Raw genomic sequence first — 24,390 nt, forward strand, 5'->3', positions numbered from 1 at the left:
CGGTTATATACTTACAAGGCCTGATATACAATTATGGCATTTCGCCTTATTAGGTCAGTTAATACTTCTCTTCTATTTAGTAATAACGCTCCATGAACTGGGTCATTACATTACTGCGAATTCATTACGTATGCAGGTGGATGAATCTAGTATCAATGGGAGGAAAAACTTTTCAACTTTCACTTTAGAGAAACAAATGTAATATTTTATCTACTGCCTATAGAAGGACATGTAAATTTAGAAGAAAATGCAGAAGAGAAATTAAATGTAATCCAATTATGTTATTTTCCACCCAGCAGGTTTAGCAGCTAATATTGTATTTTTCATTTTCGCTATTGGAATAATTTTCGTTAAACAGGGCGGATCGTTTCTCGATGTCATTCAAGAAAGTGCTAAGTTCTTGGTTGAAATAATCCCATAACTCCTTGATACATTAAACAATATTAGATACGAAGATATTTATACCCCTGCAAACGACCTTGAAGGAACCATTGGAATTTACTTTTCCTTAAGCGAGTTAACCACAAGTGTTTAGCTAACATTTGCTATCATCAGTTTAGTTATACTTGCCTTATTTTCGTCTATAACTGGTGTATTTGGGGTGAATAAAAAATTTAGAGATAAGATTAGCACTGGTTTATTAATTTTTGGTCATGAATGCAGATTTCGAATATGACCAAGACCTTGACAACTGGCCAGATCAGACTCTGGAGAAATAGACCATTCATTTCAATTAGAGTTTAGAATACACTTTTATTGAATTCTTATAAAAAAAGTTAATACTATATAATAAAAACCCCAGACCGATTAGGTTGGGGTTTTAACATCTTTTAGGAAAAAATAAAAGCTTCAACTATTAGGTGTTTTTAACTCTCATTTTTATTACAAGATACGGTTCATTTCACCTATCTCCTAATTCCCACGCTTTTTTATATCTATTAATAAATGATTTAGAATTATAAACCAATACTGCACCTCTATATAAGCGTGTAGTTAAAAAGAATAAAATTAGGATTGTAAGTGATATAATTATTATTGAAATAAGGCTTTCCCAAATTGATATATTTGCTGAACTAATCCTTAATGGCATTACTAAGGGAGAAGTAAAGGGAATATAAGAAAACACCTTAACTATTGTAGCCTCAGGATCCATTAATCCGTAAAACATAACAGCAAACCCAGTCATAACAAGTGCCATCGCGGGCAGTAAAGCTTGACTTGCTTCTTCAACTTTTGTTACAAATGAACCCAAAAAAGCACCAATTATTAAGTACAGTACATAAGATAATAAAATAAAAATTGGCGTTAAAATAAAGTATTCAAGGGATACCACTTCAACAATATCCTTAAAGTTATTCCAAACCTCTCCTCCTGTTAAATACATTAGTGAAAGCACATACGTAATTAAAATGGACAATTGCACCACACCTACTACCAGTAAACCTAAAACTTTTGAAAGAAGGTGAGTCTGAGGGGATACTGTCGAAACGAGGACCTCCATAATTTTTGAACCTTTTTCATTAGCTATGTCAGTAGTTATCATTGATAAGTATGAAACTATAAATAGATAAACTATGAAACCTACTGCATAAGCTAGATACGTACCAACTTGTCTATCTTTTTCATCTTTAACCTCTTCACTTTGTGTAATGTTAACCTCTTTAATGCTTGGCTCAGCGCTTAATAATTTGCTTGCCTCTTCAGAAGGGATTCCTAATTCCTGAATTGCATACAAGTAATTTACGTTATTTATATTTTGAGTTAAAGTGAGTTTTTCTTGAGTTGAGAGTACTCCATTTGCCCTTACCTCAGCATTCAAGTTGAAATTAGAAGTTGGTTCTATTGTTATTACAGTACTTAAATCACCATCTTTAATTTTTTTATCTACTTTTGAAGTATCTTGCTCTATTAATTCTACATATTTATAGTCAGCGTTATCTTGAAATAATTCAGAAATATTTGCATTGGTATTATCAATAATACCTACATTCACTACCTCTTCTCCTTCAAATAAATCTGAAATATTTGGCCATAAAACTACTAAAGTTAATCCTATTAATAGGAAAAAGGTAGACAAAATAAACATTTTACCTTTTATCTTTTGAATAAATACATTAAAAAATAAAGTATTAAAACTAGACATTAATCCCACCTACTCTTTTCATAAAAATATCTTCAAGAGAAAGGTAATCTAAACTAAACTGTTCAATAAACCCTTTTTTTGTTACATAGTTAAATATACCTTCAGCAAACTTCTCTTCTGATAGTAATATCTTGAATGTATCTTTGCTTTTCTTTACATCTTTGACTCCATATAAGCTTTTTAGTTCTTCAATTGTAAAAGAACCTTTAATTGTAAGATTAACTTTCCCATAACTTTCTTTTAAATTATTAATTGATCCAGAAAAAAGGGAATTCCCACCCTTAAGCAAACAAAGATTGTCGCACAATTCTTCTACATGGTCCATCCTATGACTTGAAAAAATTATTGTTGTACCAGACTCTTTCAAGGAAAATATCGCCTCTTTCAACAACTTTGCATTGACAGGATCAAAACCACTGAACGGTTCATCAAGGATTAATAAAGATGGTCTATGAATAATACTTGTAATCAATTGAACTTTTTGTTGATTACCCTTAGAAAGGGTATCAGTAAGGGCTTTTCTTTTATCTTGTAAGTTAAACCTCTCTAACCAGTATTCGATATCTTTCTTTAAGTCTACCTTAGACTTCCCTCTTAACTTTCCAAATAATAATATTTGATCTTCCACAGATAATTTAGGATAAAGCCCCCTCTCTTCTGGAAGATATCCTATAGAATTAAGATCAACCTTGTTAATATCCCTGTCGTTCCATAGAATTTGTCCAGTAGTAGGAGTTATTAAATTTAAAATCATTCTAAAAGTTGTAGTTTTACCTGCACCATTTTGCCCAATTAACCCAAAAACTTCACCTGGACTCACTTTGAAACTCAATTGGTCTACAGCAACAGTTTGGTTAAACTGCTTAGTTACATTTATTAGCTCCATAACTTACCCCGCTCACTTTTAAATAATTGTATATCCATAATCAATTATTAAATTTTGCCCTCTAATTGCTTTACTTTTATCAGATGTTAAAAATTCAATCGCATAAATTACATCATCAACATCTAAAATTTTTTTATAAGGGATTCTTTTAACTAACTTTTTCCCTTCTATACTATTAAAGAATTGGTGGTTGCTTTTATTACTAATATATGAAGGAGATATGCTGTTTATTTTAATATCCCTCTCGTTGTCTTCGATAAAATCAATCGTTAAGTTTTTTACTAAATGTATTAGTGCCGCTTTAGAAGGACCATAATCTATCCTGGACTCATGAGCAACAACACCATTTTGAGAAGCAACTACTACGATAGAAACTTTACTACTTAGGCATTGATACACTCTTTTTAGAAAAAATAGAAAGGAAGTAACATTAGTAGTGAAGGTTTTTTCCCAATTATCTTTTGAAATAGTATAGAAGCTACTTAATAAATTTAACCCCATTAAGTTGACGATAGCATCCACATATATCTTTTTATCTTCTAAATAACTTATAACTTTATCAACCTCATGATCGTTCGTTAAATCTACCTGAAAGTAATTTTTATTATTTTCAGGTTTTAACGAGACCATATCTAAACGTATGATATTATATTTATCACTAAAGAACTCTTGGGCTTCTTTTCCTAGATAACCTTCTGAACCTAATATAATCATATTTTTCATAACATATCCTCAATTCAATAATCGCTGATAGTTTTAGCTATCAATTTCATTGCTTTATTAAATGTTTTTTCTTCAATTAGTAGAGGCGGAAATAGTGTAAGACCACACTCTCCATCCAAGTTAATATAATAGTAAGTTAGTATTCCAAATTTTTTCAACTTACCTAAAATTCGCTGCATCTCTTCTTGATTTCTTAGTGGAATAGAAAGCATTGCACCAGTCCCTCGATAACCAATCCCAGCAGATGAGAGAACATCAGTATATATTTTTTCAATCTTTATAACATTTTTCTTGATTATACTTTCAACTTCTATGAAATATTTTAGTGTTTCTAAAGCAGAAGCTACTCCTAGTAAATTCCCATTTTGAGTAGAATAATGTTCAATATGTTGCCCTCTTAACCTATCAGAAACTTCTTGGTTTATAGCTAAAGCCCCGAAAGGTAAAACACCGTTATTAATTGCTTTACTAAGAATAACCATATCAGGATGATGTTCTAAATCTTGATATTTGAATCTTTCCCCAGTTCTGAAAAATCCTGTAGCAACTTCATCGAAAATTACAATAATATTATTTTGCTTACAAGTTTTTAATATTTCATTAAGATAAGAATCTTTTATTTTAATTGTGCCTGATGACCCTATAACTGGCTCGATAAAGAAACTTGATATATTCTCATCTTCAGATAGATAAGATATTATTCTATTTAAATCTTCCTCACACTTAGGATAGCTAATGAAATTAGTATTTTTCAGTTTTGGCTCATACTTTTTGGTTATTTCTTCATCAAGGCCACTCACAGACATACCTCCAAAATATGTACCATGGTAACCTTCTTTAAATGCAACGACTGTTTCTCTTTCATTATTTAGTTGCTTACAAAGTTTAATAGCTAATTCAGTTCCTTCAGACCCACTATTTGTATAAAAAACTTTATGAAAAATTTTACCTTCTTCATTTAAAAATTCTAACAAACTCGATGCTAAAGCATCATATAAGGTATGGTTATATGATTGTAAGTCAATAAAAGGTATATTTTTATTCAAAATATCCCCAAAAACCTCCGAAAATCTTTTATTCAAATGATTATTGTATCCAAGTGATATGTTCCATAAGCCACTTCGCATATCCAAATATCTCTTCCCATTGCTATCAATTAGATGCTCCCCTGATGCTTCTTTAATCTCAATGTCTAGTTTAGGGGGATCTTGTATAGTCCCTAGAGGAACACAATAACTTAGAAATTTTTCACTCATTTTTTCATCTCCACCATAACGTAAAGTTCGTTCTCAAAAATCTGTCTTATTGAAAGATTATGGGCGACCGCTAATCTTTCTAAAAATTCAAAATCATATAAGTGTTTAACAGAATAACTTAGCTTTTCAATGTTAATTCCTTTTAGATAAATATTTAAATAAAATTTATCTCCTTCTATATAGTTAGCAAAGAAAACTTTGTTTCCTCTTAAATCCCCAATATTAACTTGTCCATTTATAGTATTTAAATATATAGGATTAATGAAATCAAAAATTATTGCCCCACCCTTGACCAACATTCTTTTTAATTTTCCAATGATATCAATAAATTCATGATGGGGGAAAAGCGATACGGTTGTTGCGGGAATAATTATTTTTGTGAAAAGTCCTAGTTTTTCTTTATAGTTCAAAATGTCTTGAACACGTATGTTATAAACTTTTGAACTATAACCTGGAGCAATATATTTATTCATCTCTACTGAAGGTTCTATTCCATATATATTTAGATTACTTAAAGCAAGTTTATTAAATATTCTTCCTGAGCCAGAACCTATTTCAAGTATACTATCATTTTTTGCTAATAATCTTTCATAAATTCTTATATCATCATAACTCTCGCTTTTAAGGGATCCATTATAAAAATCCACAAAATCCTTATCAGAATAAAAATCTTCTACCAATTCAATGTTATGTTTATTTAACTTAGATAAGAAAGGACCAAATAATACATTGTCAAACATTTGAGGTAATTCTCCTGTAATCTTTAATGAGTTTATCATAGTTATCTTTTAATAGATTTCTTAACACTGAACTCTCAATAAGTCCCTTTATGTCTGCCTCTAATATCATTAGGAACGTCTCATTAACTCTGAAGAACTTTCCAGTAAGAAGACTATAGCAAAAGTCATCCATTTCAGTCCTGATCCCCATCATGTTAAACTTAACCACTTTGTCTACCTGTGGAAATTTATAATTGGTATAAGGAGTAATAAAGTAACAGTTATTTATACTTAGGGAATCCATAATACTTAACAAATTTGGATATAAGTAAACTAACGGCTTCTTTTCTAGGGTAGTATCAAATTCACTTATAAAATTTCTTAATTCAGGATAGTTAACTTCAACGCTGTTAGCTACCTTGAGTTCTTTTTGGATGTCAAGATATACACCGTCCACAAAGAAAAACAAGCGATTTAGACTTATTACATTGGCTAGACTGGCAAAATCTATGTAACCATTAAGGTCTCGGTCTTTAGTTATAAATCCTTCCAACTCAAAATGATTCATACTTTCAGAGAACTCTTCTTGCGAAATCGTAACAAAATTCCCCTGTTTTATCTCATCCTCAATTATCTTAGTATCAAAAAGAGGAAAAGGAACATCACTTGTAGAAATTGTAGTAGTACTAAAGTCTTCACAGAACACCCCACTATTAATTGCCATATTTTTAATTATGGAGGGACTAAGGCTATTAAATAAAGAAAGTTTCTCGATATACAAATGTTTTATAATGTTTGAGTGCAAGTTATAAGGGTAAATACCAGTAATAAGAGCTTTAATTCCATTTTCTAATTGAATAGAAGAAATATCTTTAGTATTCTCAAATTTCGAAAAATCTATTTCAATATAATTATTAATATGTGGATTTTTCTCTCCTGATATACAATCCATAAATATGTTATACAGACTAAATTTCACTTCTGTTAACCTATTTAACGTAGATACAAGTTTATCTAACCTTTTCATTTCTCCTAAAAATATAAATGAATAATATTCAATATCAGAAAACTCTACGTAGTCTATTAGATCATTTATAGTACTATTATCCATATCAAATTGATCAAAATTTAAATCAGTTTTATCTAAAAACTCATCGGGGTTTATCACGTTAATTAAACCAAGAGAATTTTCTCTAACTATTGATACCATTTCCATCTTTTATCCCTCCAATTGATGATATTTAACTTCCGATTTCAGGGATTTAATATATTTATAAGTTTTTTTACTCAAATGCATTGTTAATATCGCCCCCCATAACGTTAGGATAATTACTACCCAGACTCCACTTAAATATTTATTAAATATTTGAAAAAGAAGATAAAATGAATATATCCATATTAGGCTAGTTCCTACCAAGCCTGTTATGCCGTATATATTAAGTGTTATTCTCTGCCGTACGTTATATCTCTTTCTATAGTAATAAAGATTATTGTGAAAGAAGGACATTAAAAATTTTATACTTTTCTCCCTTAGATTAGTAATATTAGTTAGTTGCACTAAAATCCAATAACCATCTAACTTTATAATTGGACTTAAATTAATTAAAATGTTTAGTATATTGAAAACTATATAATATAGTATTATTTCGATATTAAAGTTGGCTAATTCAAAGAAATAAAGAACAATTACAGCTATTGAAGTCATTAATAATTGACTTAATATACCAGATAAAAGTACAAATATCTTTTTTGACTTTTTTTCAAGTAAATATATAGGAGTTACATCACAATAAAAAGCTGGTCCTAAATACATGAGCATGATTCCTACTTCTTTTACTTTGCCACCGTAATAATAGGATGAATTCGCATGTGAGAATTCATGTATAAATAGGGTGAGTAAGACTAATAAGTAAAAAATAATTATTTCGTAAGTAGAAATTAGGGTAAAGTTTTCAACTCTAAACCACTTAGTAAAGTTGAAGAATAATAGTAAGGCACCTGCAACAAAAATAATAATAGATATTAATAGGAAGATTTTTATATGATTTCCTTTGTATAACCATTTATTTTTTTCAAAAAAGTTACTTGGATTTGCTTTATAAAGATAAATTCTAGATAGATCACTTTTTTTGCTTTTCTTAGCTAGTTCCCTAGACGTCTCCTCACTTAAAAAGCCCATTTTTTTGAAGTTATCATATAAAAATTTTTGCTGATTAGCAGATAACTTCTGGGTAGTATTATCGCTATTATTATAAATGTTATACAAATATTCCAACTCGATATTACCAACCTTTATGTATTTATCAGTGATTTTATTAGTAAGAATATTTGTATTATTAGAATCTCTTTTTACACTTATAAACTCTGGAAGTGAATTCATCTTACCCTCCATTACCTTTAGCAAAACAGCTTAATAGAATATGTACCACCATTAAGCTGTTTTACTATTAAGATTTAAATTAAGTTAAAGCCATAATTCCAACTAACACACCGGCCGCTCCAGCAGCTGCTCCCGCTCCAGCAGTGAATCCAGCTAAGAAATCACCTGCTGCACCTGGGGCAATAATTTCTTCCATAGGTTCAAACTTTAGTTCATAATTATCTTTCTTTAAGGCTGTAGTTTCCATGATTAACCCTCCTAAAAATTAAGTTAAAACAGCAATACCTGCACCAATCGCTATACCTGATACAAAAGAACCTCCGGCGATCCACCCAGCAACATAAGGATCTACTGGAGCTTCCATCGTTTCTAACTCTTCGAAAACTAATTCCATTTATTTCACCTCCCACCAAATAACTAATATTTTGGATAAAAATAGAATAACTATTTCTGTGAGAATTATATACTAGTATATTTGTAATATAAAGAGTCAAACTAAAATACAAAAAATTCTTTATATTTAGAATTATATGCATTTTTTAAAAGAACCTACTTCTTGCCCCTTTGCCCCCTCCCCTTTCTTAATAGCTTATTTTAAAAAATTTGATTATCTACAGAAAAAATTTAATTAGTGACAACACTGAGATACCCCTTTTTAGTAATAAACTGTCTATAATTTGAAATGTTACCTCCTTGATCCCCTTTATACTTTGTTTATACGCCGTTAAAAACGAAAAGGCTGTGGAGATAACTCTCCACAGCCTTTCGTTACTAAAATATTTTTTTATTATTTATTGACTCTTCTTATTCCCAAATTCAATATTAAAGAAATCATTCCCATTATTGCTAAGACTAATCCAATGATTGACATAGACCACTTAATTAGACTAGGCATGGGAGTCGTTATACTTATTAGCAAAACTGAAAGCCCTATAATGAAGAATGAAATAACTAAGGGAAGATTTTGAACCATAACCAATTCCACCTTTCTGAAAGTTTTTTTCATTTTACCATAGTTTACCTTTTTGTAGGAGCTTTTATTAAATATTTAAAGCCAATCCTCGCTAACTTACTAGTCTTTCATCCATACTAATACTTCTATATAAATTAACACACACCCTCCTACTGATAATAGTATTCTATTGTTATACAAAATTTGTTGACTTTTGTCATACTTTAGGTTTAGTATAAAAAGCGTGTTAAATTTACATAAAAAGGAGGTTGTGTAATATGCTTACAACATCTGCTGCAATAGGTATTGGGACTGTAGTTTGGGCTGCTGCTGGTTACTACTACTTCGGAAGATAATTACTACCCCCAAGTAATCATAGTTACTTGGGGGGGGTACCTTCTTTTGCATAGAATATGATTATATTCGTTAACTGTTCGAATATTAAAACTTATTTGGACTTTAAAGAATTGTTAATTATAGAGGCCCATCTATTAATTCTTATAAGTCTGCATAACCTAAAACTTTTATCCTTTGTGCCATTATTTATAATCGCAGTTTGAATCTATTAGAGTTAAAGCTAGGTTATGAATTATGGAAGTAATATTAAATCAAAAATACATCACCTTGATCCATACAAACTCTACTAGACGGAGAAGCTTATACCGCCCTATCCATGTGACCCAAACATTTGTTTGAATAAGCCTTGATATGAAGACCTTTTCAAGATTTTACTTGCATGAAGAAATCTCACATAAATGATTCAACAGAAACCTGAACACTCACAACTCTCCATCTGCGGTAAACTGAGTAATCTAGTTTTCAAGGTCAACGAAAGAAGTAATTCTATAGTCGATGTTCGCATTGATATTAGTAAGGTTCAATTCAATCATCCCAATTAAGAATAAAGAGGGACTTCGTTTTTCAATATTATTTAATAAATTATGTTCATGATCGTAGAACATTGTAAAACAAGTTTCGTTCATATCAACAAGTTGCTCAATATGTTCAATTAATCTGTCTAGTTCAGTTACCTTCCTTTTCAACACTTTGAGCGTAGAGGCAATTACATAGGCCGCTTTTTTCCTGGTTATCTCTTCAAGGTAACCACTGCTTCTTTTCTCAAATCACCATTATTTTTAGACAGATGTTCAAAGACTTTCTTATAGACAACATCATGTACTGTAAAAATGGCGACATGCTTATTACATTTTACACAGAGGTACTCATGCTGTCCTTTAAGGACAAAAAACTTCTCAAAAGTTTATCCAACTAATGAGAAGCTTTTATTTATATCAGAATGTTATGACGTGATAATCAAAATCATTGCCTCCTAACATCCCCACTATAATCTCTTCAGATACTCAGAGGACGTCGTGGCTAATCACTTCATTTTATCTGGGGATTTCCCACGTATGAAGTGTTTCGGCTGTCTTTCTCCTCCTACATCCACTCGTCATACATCTCCTTTTGAGCATAATTATACAAACGAGCATATACCTTGGTTTGATTTTGTTTTTCATGACCTAGCAGTGCTTGAATATAATCAAGCTTCATCCCTTTTTTAGCCAAATGAGCTGCAAAGGTATGTCGCAACGTATGAGGGGAAAGGTGAAATCCGAGCTGCACTTTGTAGTTGGCAAACCGATAGCGAATCGTACCGATACAAATAGGTCCATTCTTTGTAGTGTTCGTAAAAAGATATGGCAGATTATCGTTACGTTCATTGAGGTACGTTTTCAAGTATTCCTCACATTCCCTTGTAAACAATACAATACGGCCTTTCTTACCTTTTCCTTCCTTTATTGTAATCATTCGTTCAGACCAATTGATATCCTCTAAAGTAATGCTAGCCAATTCACTAACTCGCACTCCAGTGGCAAACAAAACCTCCACTACTGCTCTCTCCTCAACCTTCCCAGCTACTATGTCTCGTAATTGGATTAACTGATCCCTCTCCAAATAATATGGAATTGAGTCCTTCTCCTTGGGTAACGGTATCGTTTCAGCAGGATTTCGAGTTATATGTCCTTCTTCCATGCAATAGCGATAAAATATCTTCACACCCGATAGCTTGATTCTGACAGTGTTAGTTTTGTAAAGATTGTTGTGAGTATGATTTAACCATGCACGTATATCACGTGTAGTAATTTCATGAAACGGTTTCTCACAAAAAGATAGCATTTGTCGAACAGCTACCTCATATTGATGAATGGATCCTGACGTTAATCGAATCCCAAATGCATGTTTGAACTCTTTAATACACATATCTGACGTAATCACCTATTCCACTCCCTCATCCCATAAACTTTCTGTATTCTGCAACAACCTCTTTCTGAGGAAGATTTGCATAAATCTGAGTAGTAGAGAGGTCACTATGCCCCAATTCCTCACCAATAAAGGATAGCTCTGCTCCCTTGGCTAACAATTCAGTTGAAAACGTATGGCGTAGCCTATGGGCATGTAAATGTTTTGATAGGCCTGAATCTTTCCCAATATCGTTAACGATATATTGGATTTGCCTTTTACTTAATCTATGCCCAGTTTTGGTCACAAATAAAGCACCATCACCCTCAGGGCATTTTTCCATATAACGTTCCAAAAGGATTGAACACCGATCTGTAAAGTGAATGTGTCGAATTTTGCTTCCTTTCCCTAATACTGTGGCAGTACGCTCTTCAAGATCGATATCATCTCGATTCAATTGTTGTAATTCCCCCACTCGGCAACCAGAGACAAGCATAAACTCTATCATTACTTGATCTCTCAATTGTATATTGTCGAGGTACGTACGAACTTTTGCTAATTCCTCCTTATCTAAATATTTTGGAATAGGCTTTGGAAGACGAGGATACCATCTTCTTTTGATCGGGGTTCGATCAATGTATCTCTCTCCGATACAAAATGTATAAAAGGAAGAAAGGACACTTAATTTCAATCTAAACGTTGCGACTTTTACATGCCCTAGGTTCTCTTGAAACCAGCTCCATATAGCTTCAGAGCTGATCTCATCAAAATCATCCTTTTTGTCACTAAAGAAATACTCTAGAAATTGGCGATATAACTTAATAGTACCTTCACTTCGGTTACCGAATTTCAAACTTGATAGGAATTCCTGAATAACTTCCTGATTCCTAGAGTAAGGTAGAGCTTTTGTTAGCTTACAGTAATCTTCCATATATCACACTCCCCATCTATTATTGGTAGCGGTCGTATTCTTTTTTCCTATCATCATCCATGAATCGAATATACCAGCGAGTACTATTGATGTTGCGATGGCCTAGTAGTTCTTGGATATAACCTTGCTTCATCTTTTTTTGAGCTAAATGAACAGCAAAAGTGTGACGCAACGTATGAGGAGTTACCTTAAAACCTAACTTTTCAGAGAAGGTTTTAAACTGCCTTTGAATAGTAACAGGCTTTAATGCCCCTCCCCGTCCATTTGAAAATAGATATGCACTATCGTCAGGACGTTTTTCTAGATATATTTTTAACCGTTCAGCACATTCATGATTGAACATGACAAAACGTTCCTTATTTCCCTTTCCCTTTCTAATCCATATTTGCCTACGCCCCCACCTCACATCTTCTAACTTAATAGCTAAGAGTTCACTGATTCTTAATCCTGTTGCATACAACGACTCTACTATCGCTCTGTCTCGAACCTTTCCTTTAGTTAACTCTTGCAACAGAGCCAGCTGCTTTTTACTCAAGTAGTAAGGAAGATAGTCCTCCTTTTTTGATGGAGGTATTGGAGCGGCCGGATTGAGTTTCAACAACTGTTCTTCCATACAGTAACGATAAAACGACTTCAACCCCGACAGTTTTGTTTTAAGCGTCCGACGCTTCAAACCACTTTCTTCCAAGTGAGACAACCATGCTCGAATATTAGCGGTCCTCACATCATCGAACTCTTTTTCGCAAAATGCAAAAAATTGATTGAGCGAAAACTCATAACTACGAGATGTTTCAGGACTAAACCGCATCTGGTTATCTTTTAAAAAGGCTTGTATAGCTTCAACATTTTTGAGAATTGTTTTCACCCCATTATATTTTGATAAGAAATCATTAGGTCTTCCGTAGGAATACGAGCATACACACGGGTTGTGTTCAAATTCTCATGCCCCATTTCGTCAGCAATAAACTCTAACTTTGCACCTCTTGCAAGCAAGTGTGTGGCAAATGTATGCCGACAGACATGAGGCGATAAAGATTGCTTCAAACCTGATATTTCCCCTAGCTTTTTCGTAACACCAAAAATACCTCCTGCTTTTAATCCATCACCAAATTTATTCATAAAAAGTGGTTCTGTTACATCACCAGACCGGGTTTGGAGATAATCTTGTAGCACGAGAGCACACTCTTCGGAGATGTGTATACTTCGAATTTTTCCACCTTTGCCTTTCACTCTTACTGCACGTCGTTTGAAGTCGACATCCTGAATCGTTAAGTTAACAATTTCAGATCTACGACATCCAGAGGAAAATAGAAATAACACCAATGCCCGATCACGAATCGGTAATTGTTCTGCATTCATTCTTACACAAGCGTATTCCTCCTCTGTTAAAAACTTGGGTAATGCATCAGGAATTTTAGGACGCCAACGTTTTTTAATTATCGGATGTTCCACAACTCCTTCTGTAAGACAAAAATTAAAGAAGGAGGTGAGCGTTGAAAGAAAAAGATCTATGGTCTTCTCTTTTTTGTCTTTCGAATAACCGTTAAGCCAGTTTAAAATCTCATCCGAAGTTATATCAGCAAGAGGAACAGTACACTCACAAAAAACTGTTTCTAATACCCACCGATACTTTGCAACCGTAGCTTCAGCTTTGTCAGTTTGCTTAAGACTCAGCAAATATTCGTTAATTATGGCTCTTGTCTCATCGGGAACAAATTTGTTAGTAGATTCCCAGTATTTTTTTGTGAGATCCAATCTCTTCATATCCTCTCTATTATTTTTAAATCCCCCAGAATAGGGGGGACTCCTACAAACACTTACTCACGAATATTAGAGGAAAAGGTCACTCCTAGAGATTTTTCTCAAACATTTTCTCTAACTTCATTCAAGCTAACAGAAGAGGTTTCATTAAGACCCAGTACTTCTAGAATATGTTCGTATCCCAGTTCTTCAAAACATAGGTGATCTGCAAATGTACACCTTAATGTGTGTGGAGTAACATGGAAATCAAGCTTTTCTTGATATTGTTGAAACAGCACACGAAGGTCTTGATTATGCATTGGTCCAGATTCATCTATATTTAGGAATAGAAAAGGTAACTTATCTGAACGAATTACTAAATAAGCTTTCAGATGATTTTCACAAACATGATTAAAGTAAACCCTACGTCCTACATGAGTCTTATTCCTTACCCAGATCGAGCGTTCGTCCCAATTGATATCTTCAACTTGAACACCTAATAATTCGTTATTTCTTAGGCCTGTTGCATAAATTAACTCCACAAGCGCACGCTCTTTTAAATTTCCATCCAAAAGCAGCCGCAATTGATTCAATTGGTCTTCTAACAAATATCCAGAATTATCATCTTCATAGACTGGATATGATATTGAAAACGCAGGGTCCTTGCCTATAACGCCGACCCTTATACAGAAGCGGTAGAACATTTTCACTCCTAATAACTTAGCTGATAATCTTAAGGTAGTTTCTGTACCCTCTAGGGAAGACAGCCAGTTACGAATGTCGGTTTCAGTAATTTTTCGATAACTCTTGTTTGAAAAACGAAGTAAATCACTGATTACACTGACCCAAAACTCCAAGTCTTCCTGATTAAGCCTAAATCGGAAATCAGACTTTAATTGATGGGTATGTGCATCTAGTCTATTCATTTAATACCTCCTTTTTATCCAAACCTGCCTGATACAGAGCTTCTAACGAAGAGGATAATAATAGTTTGAGACTACCATTCGACATTACCTGAGCTTTCTACATTAAAAGACATAACTGAAATCACTATGGGATTGTGTCAATGTTCTAATGTCCTAGATGTGTAGATTTGTAACTATGAAATTATGGTTTAGATATTTAGCAGAAAACTGATAGTAGCTTCGATTTTGAAGTTTACTATCATCCAAAATATCAATTGTTACAATTGGGTATAACGAACCCAATTTTCTCAGCTATTAACATCCATTAATGGGTGTGCTCTTACCTCCAACAATCCTCTGGTACCTTCATTTTCACCTACCCCTCTGTTAAACAACTCCGAGATTTTACTCCATCGAGTTTTGTACTCTCTCCTATAGCTGCCATGCATTAGCTCTGTCGAAATTACTCTTCAGAAAACAAGAAAAATGCACTACGTGGTATACCTTACAAACAGGAAAGTTGATGCATAAGTCCATCATATCCTGCTCACAACTACCTTCAATTGACCTTACCTTTTAACAAAATTCACCCTTTCTCACCTTTAGTCGTTTAGGGCTCGATGAAGATAGGCACCATTTTTTACAAGGAATTTATTTTTATACATCTTCTAATAAAAGTTTTTTAGCAATAATCATGAAAATGTTTAATGAAATCCTGATATACAAAGGGCTAATAGCATAAACAAAACGAAAAAATTTTTTTAACTGAGCTATTTTAGATAAGGAAAAAAGCTAGAAACAAAAAAGAACCCTTACGAATAATACACAAAGGATCTATTTTTCTAATAGCAATCTAGGTCTGAGCTAAATGAACCTACGAACACTAATAAATACTTTTGGGTTTAAGACTAAACATAACTGGAGATAAATGGTGGTTAAAAGGAGGTTATCATGCATGAGTAATACGAAGAGTATTGCTAATAACAAGAAAGTGAATCAAAATGAGCGGGTTTACATTAAGTTAGGAGAAAGGATTAAAGAGCTGCGTGTGAATGAAGATTATTCACGAGAAGATCTTGCTTCCTTACTTGAAGTGTCTGTAGGTTACTTGAGTTTACTGGAACGTGGTCAAAGAGGGGGCTCAAAAGAGTTATTAGTTCAACTAGAAAAGATATTTGAATTGGAACCCAACACGCTAGCATCTTTACGAGTTAAGAACTTACAAAATAACGAGCCAGTGCTAAAGGGTAATGAATCAGATCACAAAAAGCTTCAAGTTAGAAATAATAGTCGGCCTACAGTTCAATACCCTGATTATGTAAGTAAGTTAGTTGAAGAACTGCTTTCTTTTGATGAAGAATACGCTAAAGAAAAGGTCAATCATTTTACTCAAGAGCTTCGTAATGATTATGTCAATCAGTTACCTCTTTATGAAAAAGGTGACGTGACAGAATATTTACTCAATATTAAGCAAGAGTGGCTTAAGAGAAAAATCAGTGAAGAAGTGTTCCAAGCGAAGTTTCTTGAAGGGTGCATTCATACTGCTGAACAAAAACAATACTTTGTCGTTGAATATGACGAAATTTCATTACGATTCAATTTACAAGAAAGCGATCAGCAAGAAATCCCATCTCTTGAAAATCACCTTGGCCCCTGTAGCTTAAGTTATGTTACTAAGTCACAGATACCATCACTACAAAAAAAGAAAATGACTTGTACCTTATGGTTTAATCCCTGGGTCTCTATGGAGACTATGTACAAATATCTTGAGACAAATGATCCAACCATAAAAGATTTGGTAGTCTTTGATCAACGTCTTCAATGGTACATCAGAGAACAGCCATCTTTAGGTGTTTTAAAGTAAATGTGTATCTAGTTACGTAAGCGTTGCTCACCTTAACATCAGGAAAGGAGTGTTCGTAGTGTTTAACAACAAAATTGATGATCCATCATCTTATATTGAAGAGTTTGTAAGTTACTCAAAGTACTCTAGGCTAACTGAATCCAGTGTGGCCAACAATGTTAGACACCTTATGGAATTAAAAAGCTTTATCTCACAAGAATATGAGATGAGTATAAATATCGGGCAGCTGGAGCGTTCTCAGTTAGAAAATTTTTTAGCGTTCCTTGATAAAACTAGGGGCTTAAAACCTTCTACGATTAACCGCTATATAGCGATTTTAAAGTCTTACTATAACTTCTTAGCTTTTGAAACAGGAGGATTGCATAATCCCGCAGCTTATATCAGATATAAGGAGGTTCCAGCTACATTGCCTCCTCCAACATTATCGGAAGAAGAAGTGGAACAAGTGCTTGCTTCCGCTGAAGGATATAACTATTACTTCTATACGTTAATTAAGTTTCTTTACTGCACTGGCCGCCGAATTTCACCTACGTTAAATGTTAGAAAGGAAAATGTAAACCTAGAGAATAACACCGTATTTTTTACTTCTAATAATGGAGAAGTTGAATCTTATTTAACAATTAATGAAGATTTAGCATCTACCTTAAAACGTTTCTTGGAAAATCATCCAGTACCGGAATCACCTTATTTATTCTCATCACCCTATAAACCTAGCAAGCATATCACCCCAGATACTGTAAGGTTGCACTTTAAAAGGATAGGTTGTATTGCTGGAGTGAACACGAGCATTACACCAATGATATTAAGACGATCAATGATAATCAGAACCTTCAAAAATTTAGAAAAAAGGTTCGAGCCAAAACTTGATTATGCATCCTATTTAAAGCTCAATAATTTGGAAGATTACTTGCAATACTACCTACAACAAATTACTTCCGGAAGTTAGGACGATCAAAAAGTATAATCGTTAGGCCATACACCAAATCCGTATTTGGTGTATTTTTTTGCACATATAGGCCCCGTTTTGCAACCCTTCTCCGTATGATTAAAGCTTCAACTACACCTCTACACCTGGCTTATTAATTCCTATAGTCTTAACGAATAAATGTCCATTCCCCAAGTCTCCAATGCTTGCCATTTAAAAATACCTGACTTTAGTAGATGATGCTCTACACTTGATCCCCTCAATACATTTATAATTCTAACCATATTTCACAATAAAATACTTCATAAAAGCTGATTTTTATGAAGTTATCTAACAAAAAAAATAAAAAGAAAAAGACAGGGATCCCCTGTCTTTAATGGATGCGCTTCTGATTGAGAGATGTCATTGGAAATGATATCTTTAAGAAAATCATTTTCTTAAAGACTACGTCGTCAGTTCTAATTGAATAGAAAAAATTCTTTTTTCCTTCTACCAGTCTCGGAATGAGCGCTCCTTCTCTTACGGCTGTAGAAATTTTGTACGGATTATCAACCACAATGATCTGTAGAATTTCCCCTGTTTTCTTTGAGCAAAAAATCCAAGTGAAGAATTGCAAGCATGATAACTTAAAAAACTCACAGGTATTTCCTTTCTTTGTATGGCGAGAAATGGTTGCTTCTGGGATGAAATTTTCATCCACTGCCAGGACTCGATAACCGATGTTGTACTGATCAGAAAAATCTTGGCCTTCAGGCTTCACTCTTACGAGGTAATCAATTCCTAACTCACAATCGAGTAGCTTTCTCTCCCCTTCATTTTCAATCTCACACGTTTCAATCCCGTTTTCAATTTCCACCCTGCTTTGATATAGCTTTTCAAATACCTTTCTGTATAACTTATTCCTGATACTGGAATGATACAACAGCGACCAGCTCATCTTTTGCTCACTGGTTTCTTTAGGAATTCCGTTGGCTAGTTCAATGTGGTCGCAAATATTTACCCTAGACTCGTTTTGGATATTGTGCATTTTACCACTCCTTTTATTATTTTGAGCTATGGAATGGCAAAAAGCACGATCCTTAGGAGAGGATTTCGTACCACCATTTCCATGCGCTTAGAAATTGCAGGGAGAAATGATGAGTTCCTCTCCTATTCAGTTGGGTTAATTCAATAATCATTTTCCTTTCTTCTAAAGACTTTAAGAGCTGATATTACAATGTATGAGGTGTATCCCTTAAATATTACAAACCATATCCTTTCTTAATTAATACGAACAAAGTGTACGTTCTGTAAGGATCTTTTCAGAGTGTAAAAAATGCCAATAGCAATAAAAGGAGGTGTGAATTAGAATGCTAATTCACACCTCCTTTATTTGTTACATAGTTTTTTTACATCTCATCCGAACCCGTTAATTTACTGTATCTTGAGTATTTTTAAATTTAACGCAAAATTGAACACTTTAAGCATTCATTGTTCCATGTAAAAAAGCTTACTTTTTAGTGTAATATAATGTGTTTATGTTATGGGGTTTAACTTCCCCATTTGGATATTTTCTAACTAGACCGTTCTTGGTTGCGTACACAATAAATGTGTTATTGACTTTAGCATCTATCATCGCTCTTTCTCCTGTCATCTTAGCCCATTGGTCAACCCAACCATACTTTCTTTCACTTGAAGAGTCGTTGTTTTCATGCATTGTATTTACACCACCAATAGTTGTTAGTCTTATTATCAAAACATTAGAAGTGTCAGATCATAAACGCTCAAGAGAACTAACTAGAGATTTTTAAAGCACACATATTCGCAAATTGTTATAAATCATCCAATGAAAATATGTTCTTTCTTTTGTCTCAAAGCTCTTGAGGCTTACTCTCCAACCATGCCATCTCCATCATTATCTCTCATGTATTTATACAACCAATGGTCTTTATAAATAGGCATGGTAAAACCTGCCGCTTTCGCTTCTTTGATTGTCACTGTACCATTACCATTCGTATCAATGCTAGAAATATCACCTTCTGTGTTTGAACTCGTCGAGTCAGAAGGCTCATTCTCTGTTGAATTGAGTGACTCGTTTACTTCATCCGGATTCACATTCTCAAATGTATCAACAATTTCATTCCCCCTTAATGTATAGGTATACTGATAGCTTGAAGGGATCTGTGTTTCCGTATCAGGGTATGTGATAATAGCTTCAAAATTAGTGGCTCCACCAGCCTTACGAATCGAGTCTTCCATGTAGGCTTGATCTCCGTGTCGGTTAAGAGTACTATCTTGCGGGGTAATATTATAAGCATTCGATACCCCTCCAAGAGAATCAGCAATAACATGGCCTTCATCCAAAACGTCACTTTCCACACCAGGAACCTTTGCCTCATCATAGAAGTATCTTCCAGACGATAGAACAGGTTCGTTATTGTCATCTTGTAAAATGATTTCATTTGCAATGACACGGATTAGTTGCCCATGTTCATTAGTAAATGCCCAATATTGACGGTCTCCATAACCAATGTCAACTACAACATTAGGTTTACGATCCCCGGACAAGTCACCACCATCAACCTCAATAAGTTTGTATCCTGAGAATAGTTCCTCATTTGCTTCAGTTGGAGTTTCCTCTACTGATGTTTCATCATCACTCTCAGGGGTGGAATCTTCTTTTTCTTCTTCTTTGTTCTCTTCGTTTTCATCTGCATTAACCGTAACTGCTTCTTGTGAACTTGTTTCTTTATCTGCAGTGGATGTATCTTCTACTTCAGTACAACCAACCATAAAGATGGCCGTTAAAAGTAAAACTAAATACCTCATTTTCTTTTTCATTTTAGGACTCTCCTATAATAGTTTCATATTGTTCATTCTAAAAGTCTCGGGATGTTAAAATAGGTTAACCTATCTATACTTACAATTACTTTACAAACTTCAGCATTATCAACCTCATCCCCTTTTTTACTTTGGTAGTTGAAGAACTGAATAATCATAATTATTAAGTATATTTTACCACATAATGTTATTAATTCTTTGATTTTCTTGAAGCTGAATATGGTTATCATAAGTTAACTAGCATCCTAATTCGAGCGGGGCCAATAGCTGTCTTTAGTTTAGAAAGGTGAAATGTTTGATTTAAAAAGCACGGCACATATTAGACATATCTAATACGTGCCGTCCAATTTTATCGCCTTTTTCAACTATCGTCCCGTTTAGTAATATGACGTTGCCTTCCCCCCCTCAGCCTTTTAGCAACTTAACCCTTTCCACTTTTTTTGCTTCAAAGTTTATATAATATCCAGCTCCAATATATCAATGAACATAATATTAATCCTTTCCTTTGAAGGAAGAGCTCTACCTATTAACTTTCCGGTATTCATATCAATATCTAATACTTTTAATTGGTCAGAAATATAATTAGTTCCATTATGATATTTTACTTCAACAGTTAAATCATCTTTAAAAGCTAATCTCAGTTTTAAGTCAATCTCCGCAGCTTGATCTTCGGCAAGTAAACCTTTTTCTACACGCTCATCCTCTTTCCATACTTTTTTTAACATTTCTACATGCTCTGGAAGCATTAACGAAGTCCATTTAATGGTTCCTCTATCTCGTAATCGGTCGTCAGTCATTGTTATCCCACCTTCTTCCGGAGAGGACCAATGGAAAGGATACTGCTACGGCTAAATTTTCTTACCTTTTTTCGGTTATAACAATAAGCTAATATATATGTCTCCCCTGCATTCAAGATCCTTATATTCCTCTGAGAAAGTTGGCCATTCTTTGATAAGTAAATCATTTCAAGTGTCTCTCGATTTTGTTTTGCGTTTTCCAGCATTCCATCCATGGTCATCCCTCCTAATACAATTATACGAACATTTGTTCTTATTATAACCATAATTGCCTTAAAGTAAAATACAGTTTTTCAATTTCTGCAAAATACCAAAATATTGAAGGTTATTTAAATATTAAAGAAGAAACATTTCGGTAAGGAGGGATACTGACAAGTGAAAAGTTATGAAAATCATTACTTGCAAGCAGATGAAAAAAGATTTATAGAAGAAGTGGCTGTAGCAGCCATTCAGGAGGATTATACAAAGAAGCATTTTCTCATTGAAGAAAGAGGATTGATACGGTATAAATTTTTTGTTTCCCCTGACAGCAATCCGGTAAAAGATATTCAGTACGATAACGGATCTCCGGTGAAACAAATCTGTTCTGTTGATTCTATGATGTTAGAATACATACACAGTCTTAGTGGCAATGGTGAACTAGCTCTTCATAGAGCTAAGGCACACTTACATGACTTTTTAAAATACGCTAAGACATGGGCGAGGTTAGCTTATAAAGAGGCTGTTTCTGAAGAATATAAAGAGCTACAAACAGATCTCCACAGCATATTTGATAGGGCTGAAAAAAATCCATCATATGAAGAGCATTTTATGGAAGCTGACATCCGCAACCTTTCTTTTCGTCTGAAACAACAGCTAGGTATAAAAATGCCATAAGCAATTCCCCCCCTCAACCGCTTTAAGGTAACGGGGGCGGTTGAGAGGGCAAATTTGTTTTTATATACTAAAAAGTCTTAGTAAACCAATAGCACAACACATAGCAAAACAATAGGATAAGATAATATTCTTATCCTTTGTTCTTTGGTACAAGCTTCTTAAACCTATCCTAAAAGGAAAAAAACACAGATTGATATTATTTGAATGCATCCGAAACGGCAGCTCCATTAATATTTTTAAGGCACATTCACTTGTTGTCTTTATTATTGTAAGCAATTATTTGACCTTCCATCGCATATAAGTTCATTGATATTTTCTGAGTCCTATTATTAAACTCTGTTATATATGTTATGTAGTCAGTAAATGTACATTCTTTTACTTCAAAAATTCTGTAAAACTCATTAGTTTCTAAGCCATTTTTTAATACAGCACACCCAACAACTGAATCGGTGTCATTGTTAGCATTTCGTCTCTTAACAAACAGTTTCTCAAATTGAAAATCAAAGCTATATATTTCACCATTAGGTTTAACTATTAAAGGGTATACTTTGATCTCACTCGGTAATTCAGACAAATCATTATCTACTTCAATATAAAAAGTAATGAATTCTAATTTATCTACACTTTCATTTTTTTGAATTTGCATCCTGAACTTTATATTCTGAATCCTCTGAGTATTGTCTATGCAATTTGGCACTTGTTTATGAAATTCTTCCATGATTGTTTCAACTGTATTTAAGACATAGTCGTGAATTTCCTTAACTTTAGTCAATGCATCAACTTGTTTATAAAATGTATTGTTATAGCTAAACTCATTAATATAAAATTCATCATCATTTCCAATCATAAAACTGTTTTTGACTATTATCAGTATAGTCTTTATATGTTTGATGTAGTTATCAAAAGATGACAGATATTTAAAGTTATTATCATTTTTAATTTGAGATAAATGTCGATGCAAAATAGAAAAGTCATTAATGTTATTAATCTTGGATAATACTTTTGTTAGGAGTTTTCTATCAGTTACTGGGTACGCTTTATCACCAAGTAATCCTGCATTAATAATTTGAAACAGTACATCCATACTCATTCTCGCATAGTGAAAAAACTCTATTATAGTTTTTCTAAGAAAAGCCACATCATCAACTTGGTATCCAGCTATATCTAAGACTGTTTTATCCAATTCATCTTGTGTAAGTGTTGCACTTCCATCTTGCATGGCACTATGAATTAATTCATTATTGGTAGAATCTAATACACTTTTTCGGTTCTCATATATTTTACATAGTAAGTTATATGAAATTGTCATGTAGCCTAATGTTTCCTGCAGGCTCCTAACATATTGCCATGCATCATAAACTTTCTGTACTGCCAAATCCTTCTCTAATTGTTCTAAATCCATGTCCAATGCTACCCCCTTTTGTTATATTCACATCTAAATCTATTATACGAAATAAAAGAAGCACAAGAATTTTCCTCGTGCTTCTCATCATTTAAATTAGTTTGTAACGACTTCAGCTGTTGTAGTTGTATTGCTAGCTGCATCTTCTAGGTCAGCAGTTGTAGCTGAGAGTGTTAAAGTGTCTGCTGATTGAGCAGTTCCACTATCTTCTGTAATTGTTACAGAATCACCAGCTTGGTTAAACGAAATTGTATAAGTTGCACTACCATTAGCTGTTGTAGCAGAATCTAATGCGTTAGTTACAGCTATTTGAGCAGTAGCTGATAAAGGTTCACTGAATGAAACAGTCACAGAACTAGCGTTAGAAATTGTACCAGCAGAAGCTGCTGAAGCTACTACCGGAGCTGCTTCATCATTAGCAGCAGTAACACTAATATCCCCTAAAATACCACCCTCTACTGATGTGATATCATCTCCACCACCATTTGTATATGCATAATTCATATCCCCTGTACCATATACATTAGATGGATTACTAATCGTTAAGCTGACATACTCATCATTTGCATCACTGTCATTTGCTATAGAGTTTACAGAAGTGTTAAATCTATCAAATACATTGTTTGTATCAGTCGCTTCCGCTCCTGGATTCCCTATTTCATCAAATGTCCAATCAGCAATTGCATTAGCAGTGAATGCTGAATCGTTAATTGCCTCTGAGAATTGAAGCTCTAGAGTATCAGACACACCATCATTATTTGTATCTAATGAAACTGAATTTACTACTATAGGAATGCTATTTTCGCTATTCTCGCCTTATATCCTAT

Annotated in this window: 25 protein-coding genes; 3 read left to right on the forward strand and 22 right to left on the reverse strand. The window is 33.6% G+C overall.

The window, feature by feature from the left end; genetic code table 11:
• Positions 1 to 901: 901 nt before the first annotated feature.
• The 15 genes from ACYX4O_RS18620 to ACYX4O_RS18690 form a co-directional block, all read right to left on the reverse strand.
• Positions 902 to 2,143, reverse strand: a complete 1,242-nt coding sequence (locus ACYX4O_RS18620) for an ABC transporter permease (protein WP_476353048.1) — start codon at positions 2,141 to 2,143, stop codon at positions 902 to 904.
• The gene (locus ACYX4O_RS18625) at positions 2,136 to 3,029 is read right to left on the reverse strand and encodes an ABC transporter ATP-binding protein (protein ID WP_476353050.1); all 894 of its coding nucleotides are present in this window, start codon (positions 3,027 to 3,029) and stop codon (positions 2,136 to 2,138) included. The genes ACYX4O_RS18620 and ACYX4O_RS18625 overlap by 8 nt, the downstream gene beginning before the upstream one ends.
• An 18-nt stretch (positions 3,030 to 3,047) precedes the next feature.
• Entirely contained in the window at positions 3,048 to 3,752 is a 705-nt protein-coding gene (locus tag ACYX4O_RS18630; protein ID WP_476353052.1) for an SDR family oxidoreductase, read from the reverse strand.
• A gap of 14 nt (positions 3,753 to 3,766) precedes the next feature.
• On the reverse strand, positions 3,767 to 5,008 hold the full coding sequence (locus tag ACYX4O_RS18635) for an aminotransferase class III-fold pyridoxal phosphate-dependent enzyme (RefSeq protein ID WP_476353053.1): 1,242 nt from the start codon (positions 5,006 to 5,008) through the stop codon (positions 3,767 to 3,769).
• The gene (locus ACYX4O_RS18640; RefSeq protein ID WP_476353055.1) at positions 5,005 to 5,748 is read right to left on the reverse strand and encodes a class I SAM-dependent methyltransferase; all 744 of its coding nucleotides are present in this window, start codon (positions 5,746 to 5,748) and stop codon (positions 5,005 to 5,007) included. Before ACYX4O_RS18640 ends, ACYX4O_RS18635 begins: the two co-directional genes overlap by 4 nt.
• Entirely contained in the window at positions 5,741 to 6,943 is a 1,203-nt protein-coding gene (locus tag ACYX4O_RS18645; RefSeq protein WP_476353056.1) for a hypothetical protein, read from the reverse strand. Before ACYX4O_RS18645 ends, ACYX4O_RS18640 begins: the two co-directional genes overlap by 8 nt.
• Before the next feature lie 3 nt (positions 6,944 to 6,946).
• The gene (locus tag ACYX4O_RS18650) at positions 6,947 to 8,107 is read right to left on the reverse strand and encodes a M50 family metallopeptidase (protein ID WP_476353057.1); all 1,161 of its coding nucleotides are present in this window, start codon (positions 8,105 to 8,107) and stop codon (positions 6,947 to 6,949) included.
• Between the two features lie 79 nt (positions 8,108 to 8,186).
• On the reverse strand, positions 8,187 to 8,354 hold the full coding sequence (locus tag ACYX4O_RS18655; RefSeq protein WP_476353059.1) for a hypothetical protein: 168 nt from the start codon (positions 8,352 to 8,354) through the stop codon (positions 8,187 to 8,189).
• Between the two features lie 18 nt (positions 8,355 to 8,372).
• The gene (locus ACYX4O_RS18660; RefSeq protein ID WP_476353060.1) at positions 8,373 to 8,501 is read right to left on the reverse strand and encodes a hypothetical protein; all 129 of its coding nucleotides are present in this window, start codon (positions 8,499 to 8,501) and stop codon (positions 8,373 to 8,375) included.
• A 1,370-nt stretch (positions 8,502 to 9,871) separates the two neighbouring features.
• Positions 9,872 to 10,105, reverse strand: coding sequence for a hypothetical protein (locus tag ACYX4O_RS18665; protein ID WP_476353062.1), 234 nt, complete (start codon positions 10,103 to 10,105; stop codon positions 9,872 to 9,874).
• Positions 10,106 to 10,499: 394 nt separating this feature from the next.
• The gene (locus tag ACYX4O_RS18670) at positions 10,500 to 11,339 is read right to left on the reverse strand and encodes a tyrosine-type recombinase/integrase (protein WP_476353064.1); all 840 of its coding nucleotides are present in this window, start codon (positions 11,337 to 11,339) and stop codon (positions 10,500 to 10,502) included.
• 13 nt (positions 11,340 to 11,352) lie between these two features.
• The gene (locus tag ACYX4O_RS18675) at positions 11,353 to 12,234 is read right to left on the reverse strand and encodes a tyrosine-type recombinase/integrase (RefSeq protein ID WP_476353066.1); all 882 of its coding nucleotides are present in this window, start codon (positions 12,232 to 12,234) and stop codon (positions 11,353 to 11,355) included.
• A gap of 19 nt (positions 12,235 to 12,253) precedes the next feature.
• Positions 12,254 to 13,099 carry a site-specific tyrosine recombinase/integron integrase gene (gene xerA, locus ACYX4O_RS18680; RefSeq protein WP_476353068.1) on the reverse strand — a complete coding sequence of 282 codons (846 nt, stop codon included), beginning with the start codon at positions 13,097 to 13,099 and terminating at the stop codon, positions 12,254 to 12,256.
• On the reverse strand, positions 13,096 to 13,998 hold the full coding sequence (locus ACYX4O_RS18685) for a tyrosine-type recombinase/integrase (RefSeq protein WP_476353070.1): 903 nt from the start codon (positions 13,996 to 13,998) through the stop codon (positions 13,096 to 13,098). Before ACYX4O_RS18685 ends, xerA begins: the two co-directional genes overlap by 4 nt.
• Positions 13,999 to 14,096: 98 nt before the next feature.
• Positions 14,097 to 14,900, reverse strand: coding sequence for a tyrosine-type recombinase/integrase (locus tag ACYX4O_RS18690; protein WP_476353072.1), 804 nt, complete (start codon positions 14,898 to 14,900; stop codon positions 14,097 to 14,099).
• 934 nt (positions 14,901 to 15,834) lie between these two features.
• Here ACYX4O_RS18690 and ACYX4O_RS18695 point away from each other — a divergent pair.
• Complete coding sequence (locus tag ACYX4O_RS18695; protein ID WP_476353074.1) at positions 15,835 to 16,743, forward strand: helix-turn-helix domain-containing protein; 909 nt, start codon at positions 15,835 to 15,837, stop codon at positions 16,741 to 16,743.
• A gap of 58 nt (positions 16,744 to 16,801) precedes the next feature.
• Positions 16,802 to 17,689, forward strand: a complete 888-nt coding sequence (locus ACYX4O_RS18700; RefSeq protein ID WP_476353076.1) for a tyrosine-type recombinase/integrase — start codon at positions 16,802 to 16,804, stop codon at positions 17,687 to 17,689.
• A gap of 352 nt (positions 17,690 to 18,041) precedes the next feature.
• On the opposite strand, the gene ACYX4O_RS18705 is transcribed toward ACYX4O_RS18700, so the two are convergent.
• From ACYX4O_RS18705 to ACYX4O_RS18725, 5 genes are all read right to left on the reverse strand, one after another.
• Entirely contained in the window at positions 18,042 to 18,695 is a 654-nt protein-coding gene (locus tag ACYX4O_RS18705) for a hypothetical protein (protein WP_476353078.1), read from the reverse strand.
• A 462-nt stretch (positions 18,696 to 19,157) separates the two neighbouring features.
• Complete coding sequence (locus ACYX4O_RS18710) at positions 19,158 to 19,364, reverse strand: hypothetical protein (protein ID WP_476353079.1); 207 nt, start codon at positions 19,362 to 19,364, stop codon at positions 19,158 to 19,160.
• Positions 19,365 to 19,534: 170 nt separating this feature from the next.
• Positions 19,535 to 20,488: a DNA/RNA non-specific endonuclease gene (locus ACYX4O_RS18715; protein ID WP_476353081.1), complete on the reverse strand. Its 954-nt coding sequence runs from the start codon at positions 20,486 to 20,488 to the stop codon at positions 19,535 to 19,537.
• Between the two features lie 452 nt (positions 20,489 to 20,940).
• Positions 20,941 to 21,285, reverse strand: a complete 345-nt coding sequence (locus tag ACYX4O_RS18720) for a YolD-like family protein (protein ID WP_476353082.1) — start codon at positions 21,283 to 21,285, stop codon at positions 20,941 to 20,943.
• Between the two features lie 2 nt (positions 21,286 to 21,287).
• On the reverse strand, positions 21,288 to 21,500 hold the full coding sequence (locus ACYX4O_RS18725) for a WYL domain-containing protein (protein WP_476353083.1): 213 nt from the start codon (positions 21,498 to 21,500) through the stop codon (positions 21,288 to 21,290).
• Positions 21,501 to 21,660: 160 nt separating this feature from the next.
• On the opposite strand from ACYX4O_RS18725, the gene ACYX4O_RS18730 reads away from it, so the two are divergent.
• Positions 21,661 to 22,161: a hypothetical protein gene (locus tag ACYX4O_RS18730; protein WP_476353085.1), complete on the forward strand. Its 501-nt coding sequence runs from the start codon at positions 21,661 to 21,663 to the stop codon at positions 22,159 to 22,161.
• Between the two features lie 247 nt (positions 22,162 to 22,408).
• Here the strand turns inward: ACYX4O_RS18730 and ACYX4O_RS18735 are convergent, their stop codons facing one another.
• Both ACYX4O_RS18735 and ACYX4O_RS18740 read right to left on the reverse strand, forming a co-directional pair.
• Positions 22,409 to 23,563: a hypothetical protein gene (locus ACYX4O_RS18735; protein WP_476353086.1), complete on the reverse strand. Its 1,155-nt coding sequence runs from the start codon at positions 23,561 to 23,563 to the stop codon at positions 22,409 to 22,411.
• A gap of 96 nt (positions 23,564 to 23,659) precedes the next feature.
• Positions 23,660 to 24,310 (reverse strand): hypothetical protein, encoded by a 651-nt coding sequence (locus tag ACYX4O_RS18740; protein ID WP_476353088.1) that lies wholly within the window; start codon positions 24,308 to 24,310, stop codon positions 23,660 to 23,662.
• Between the last annotated feature and the right edge of the window lie 80 nt (positions 24,311 to 24,390).

This window comes from Pontibacillus sp. ABV4_188 (genome assembly GCF_056311905.1).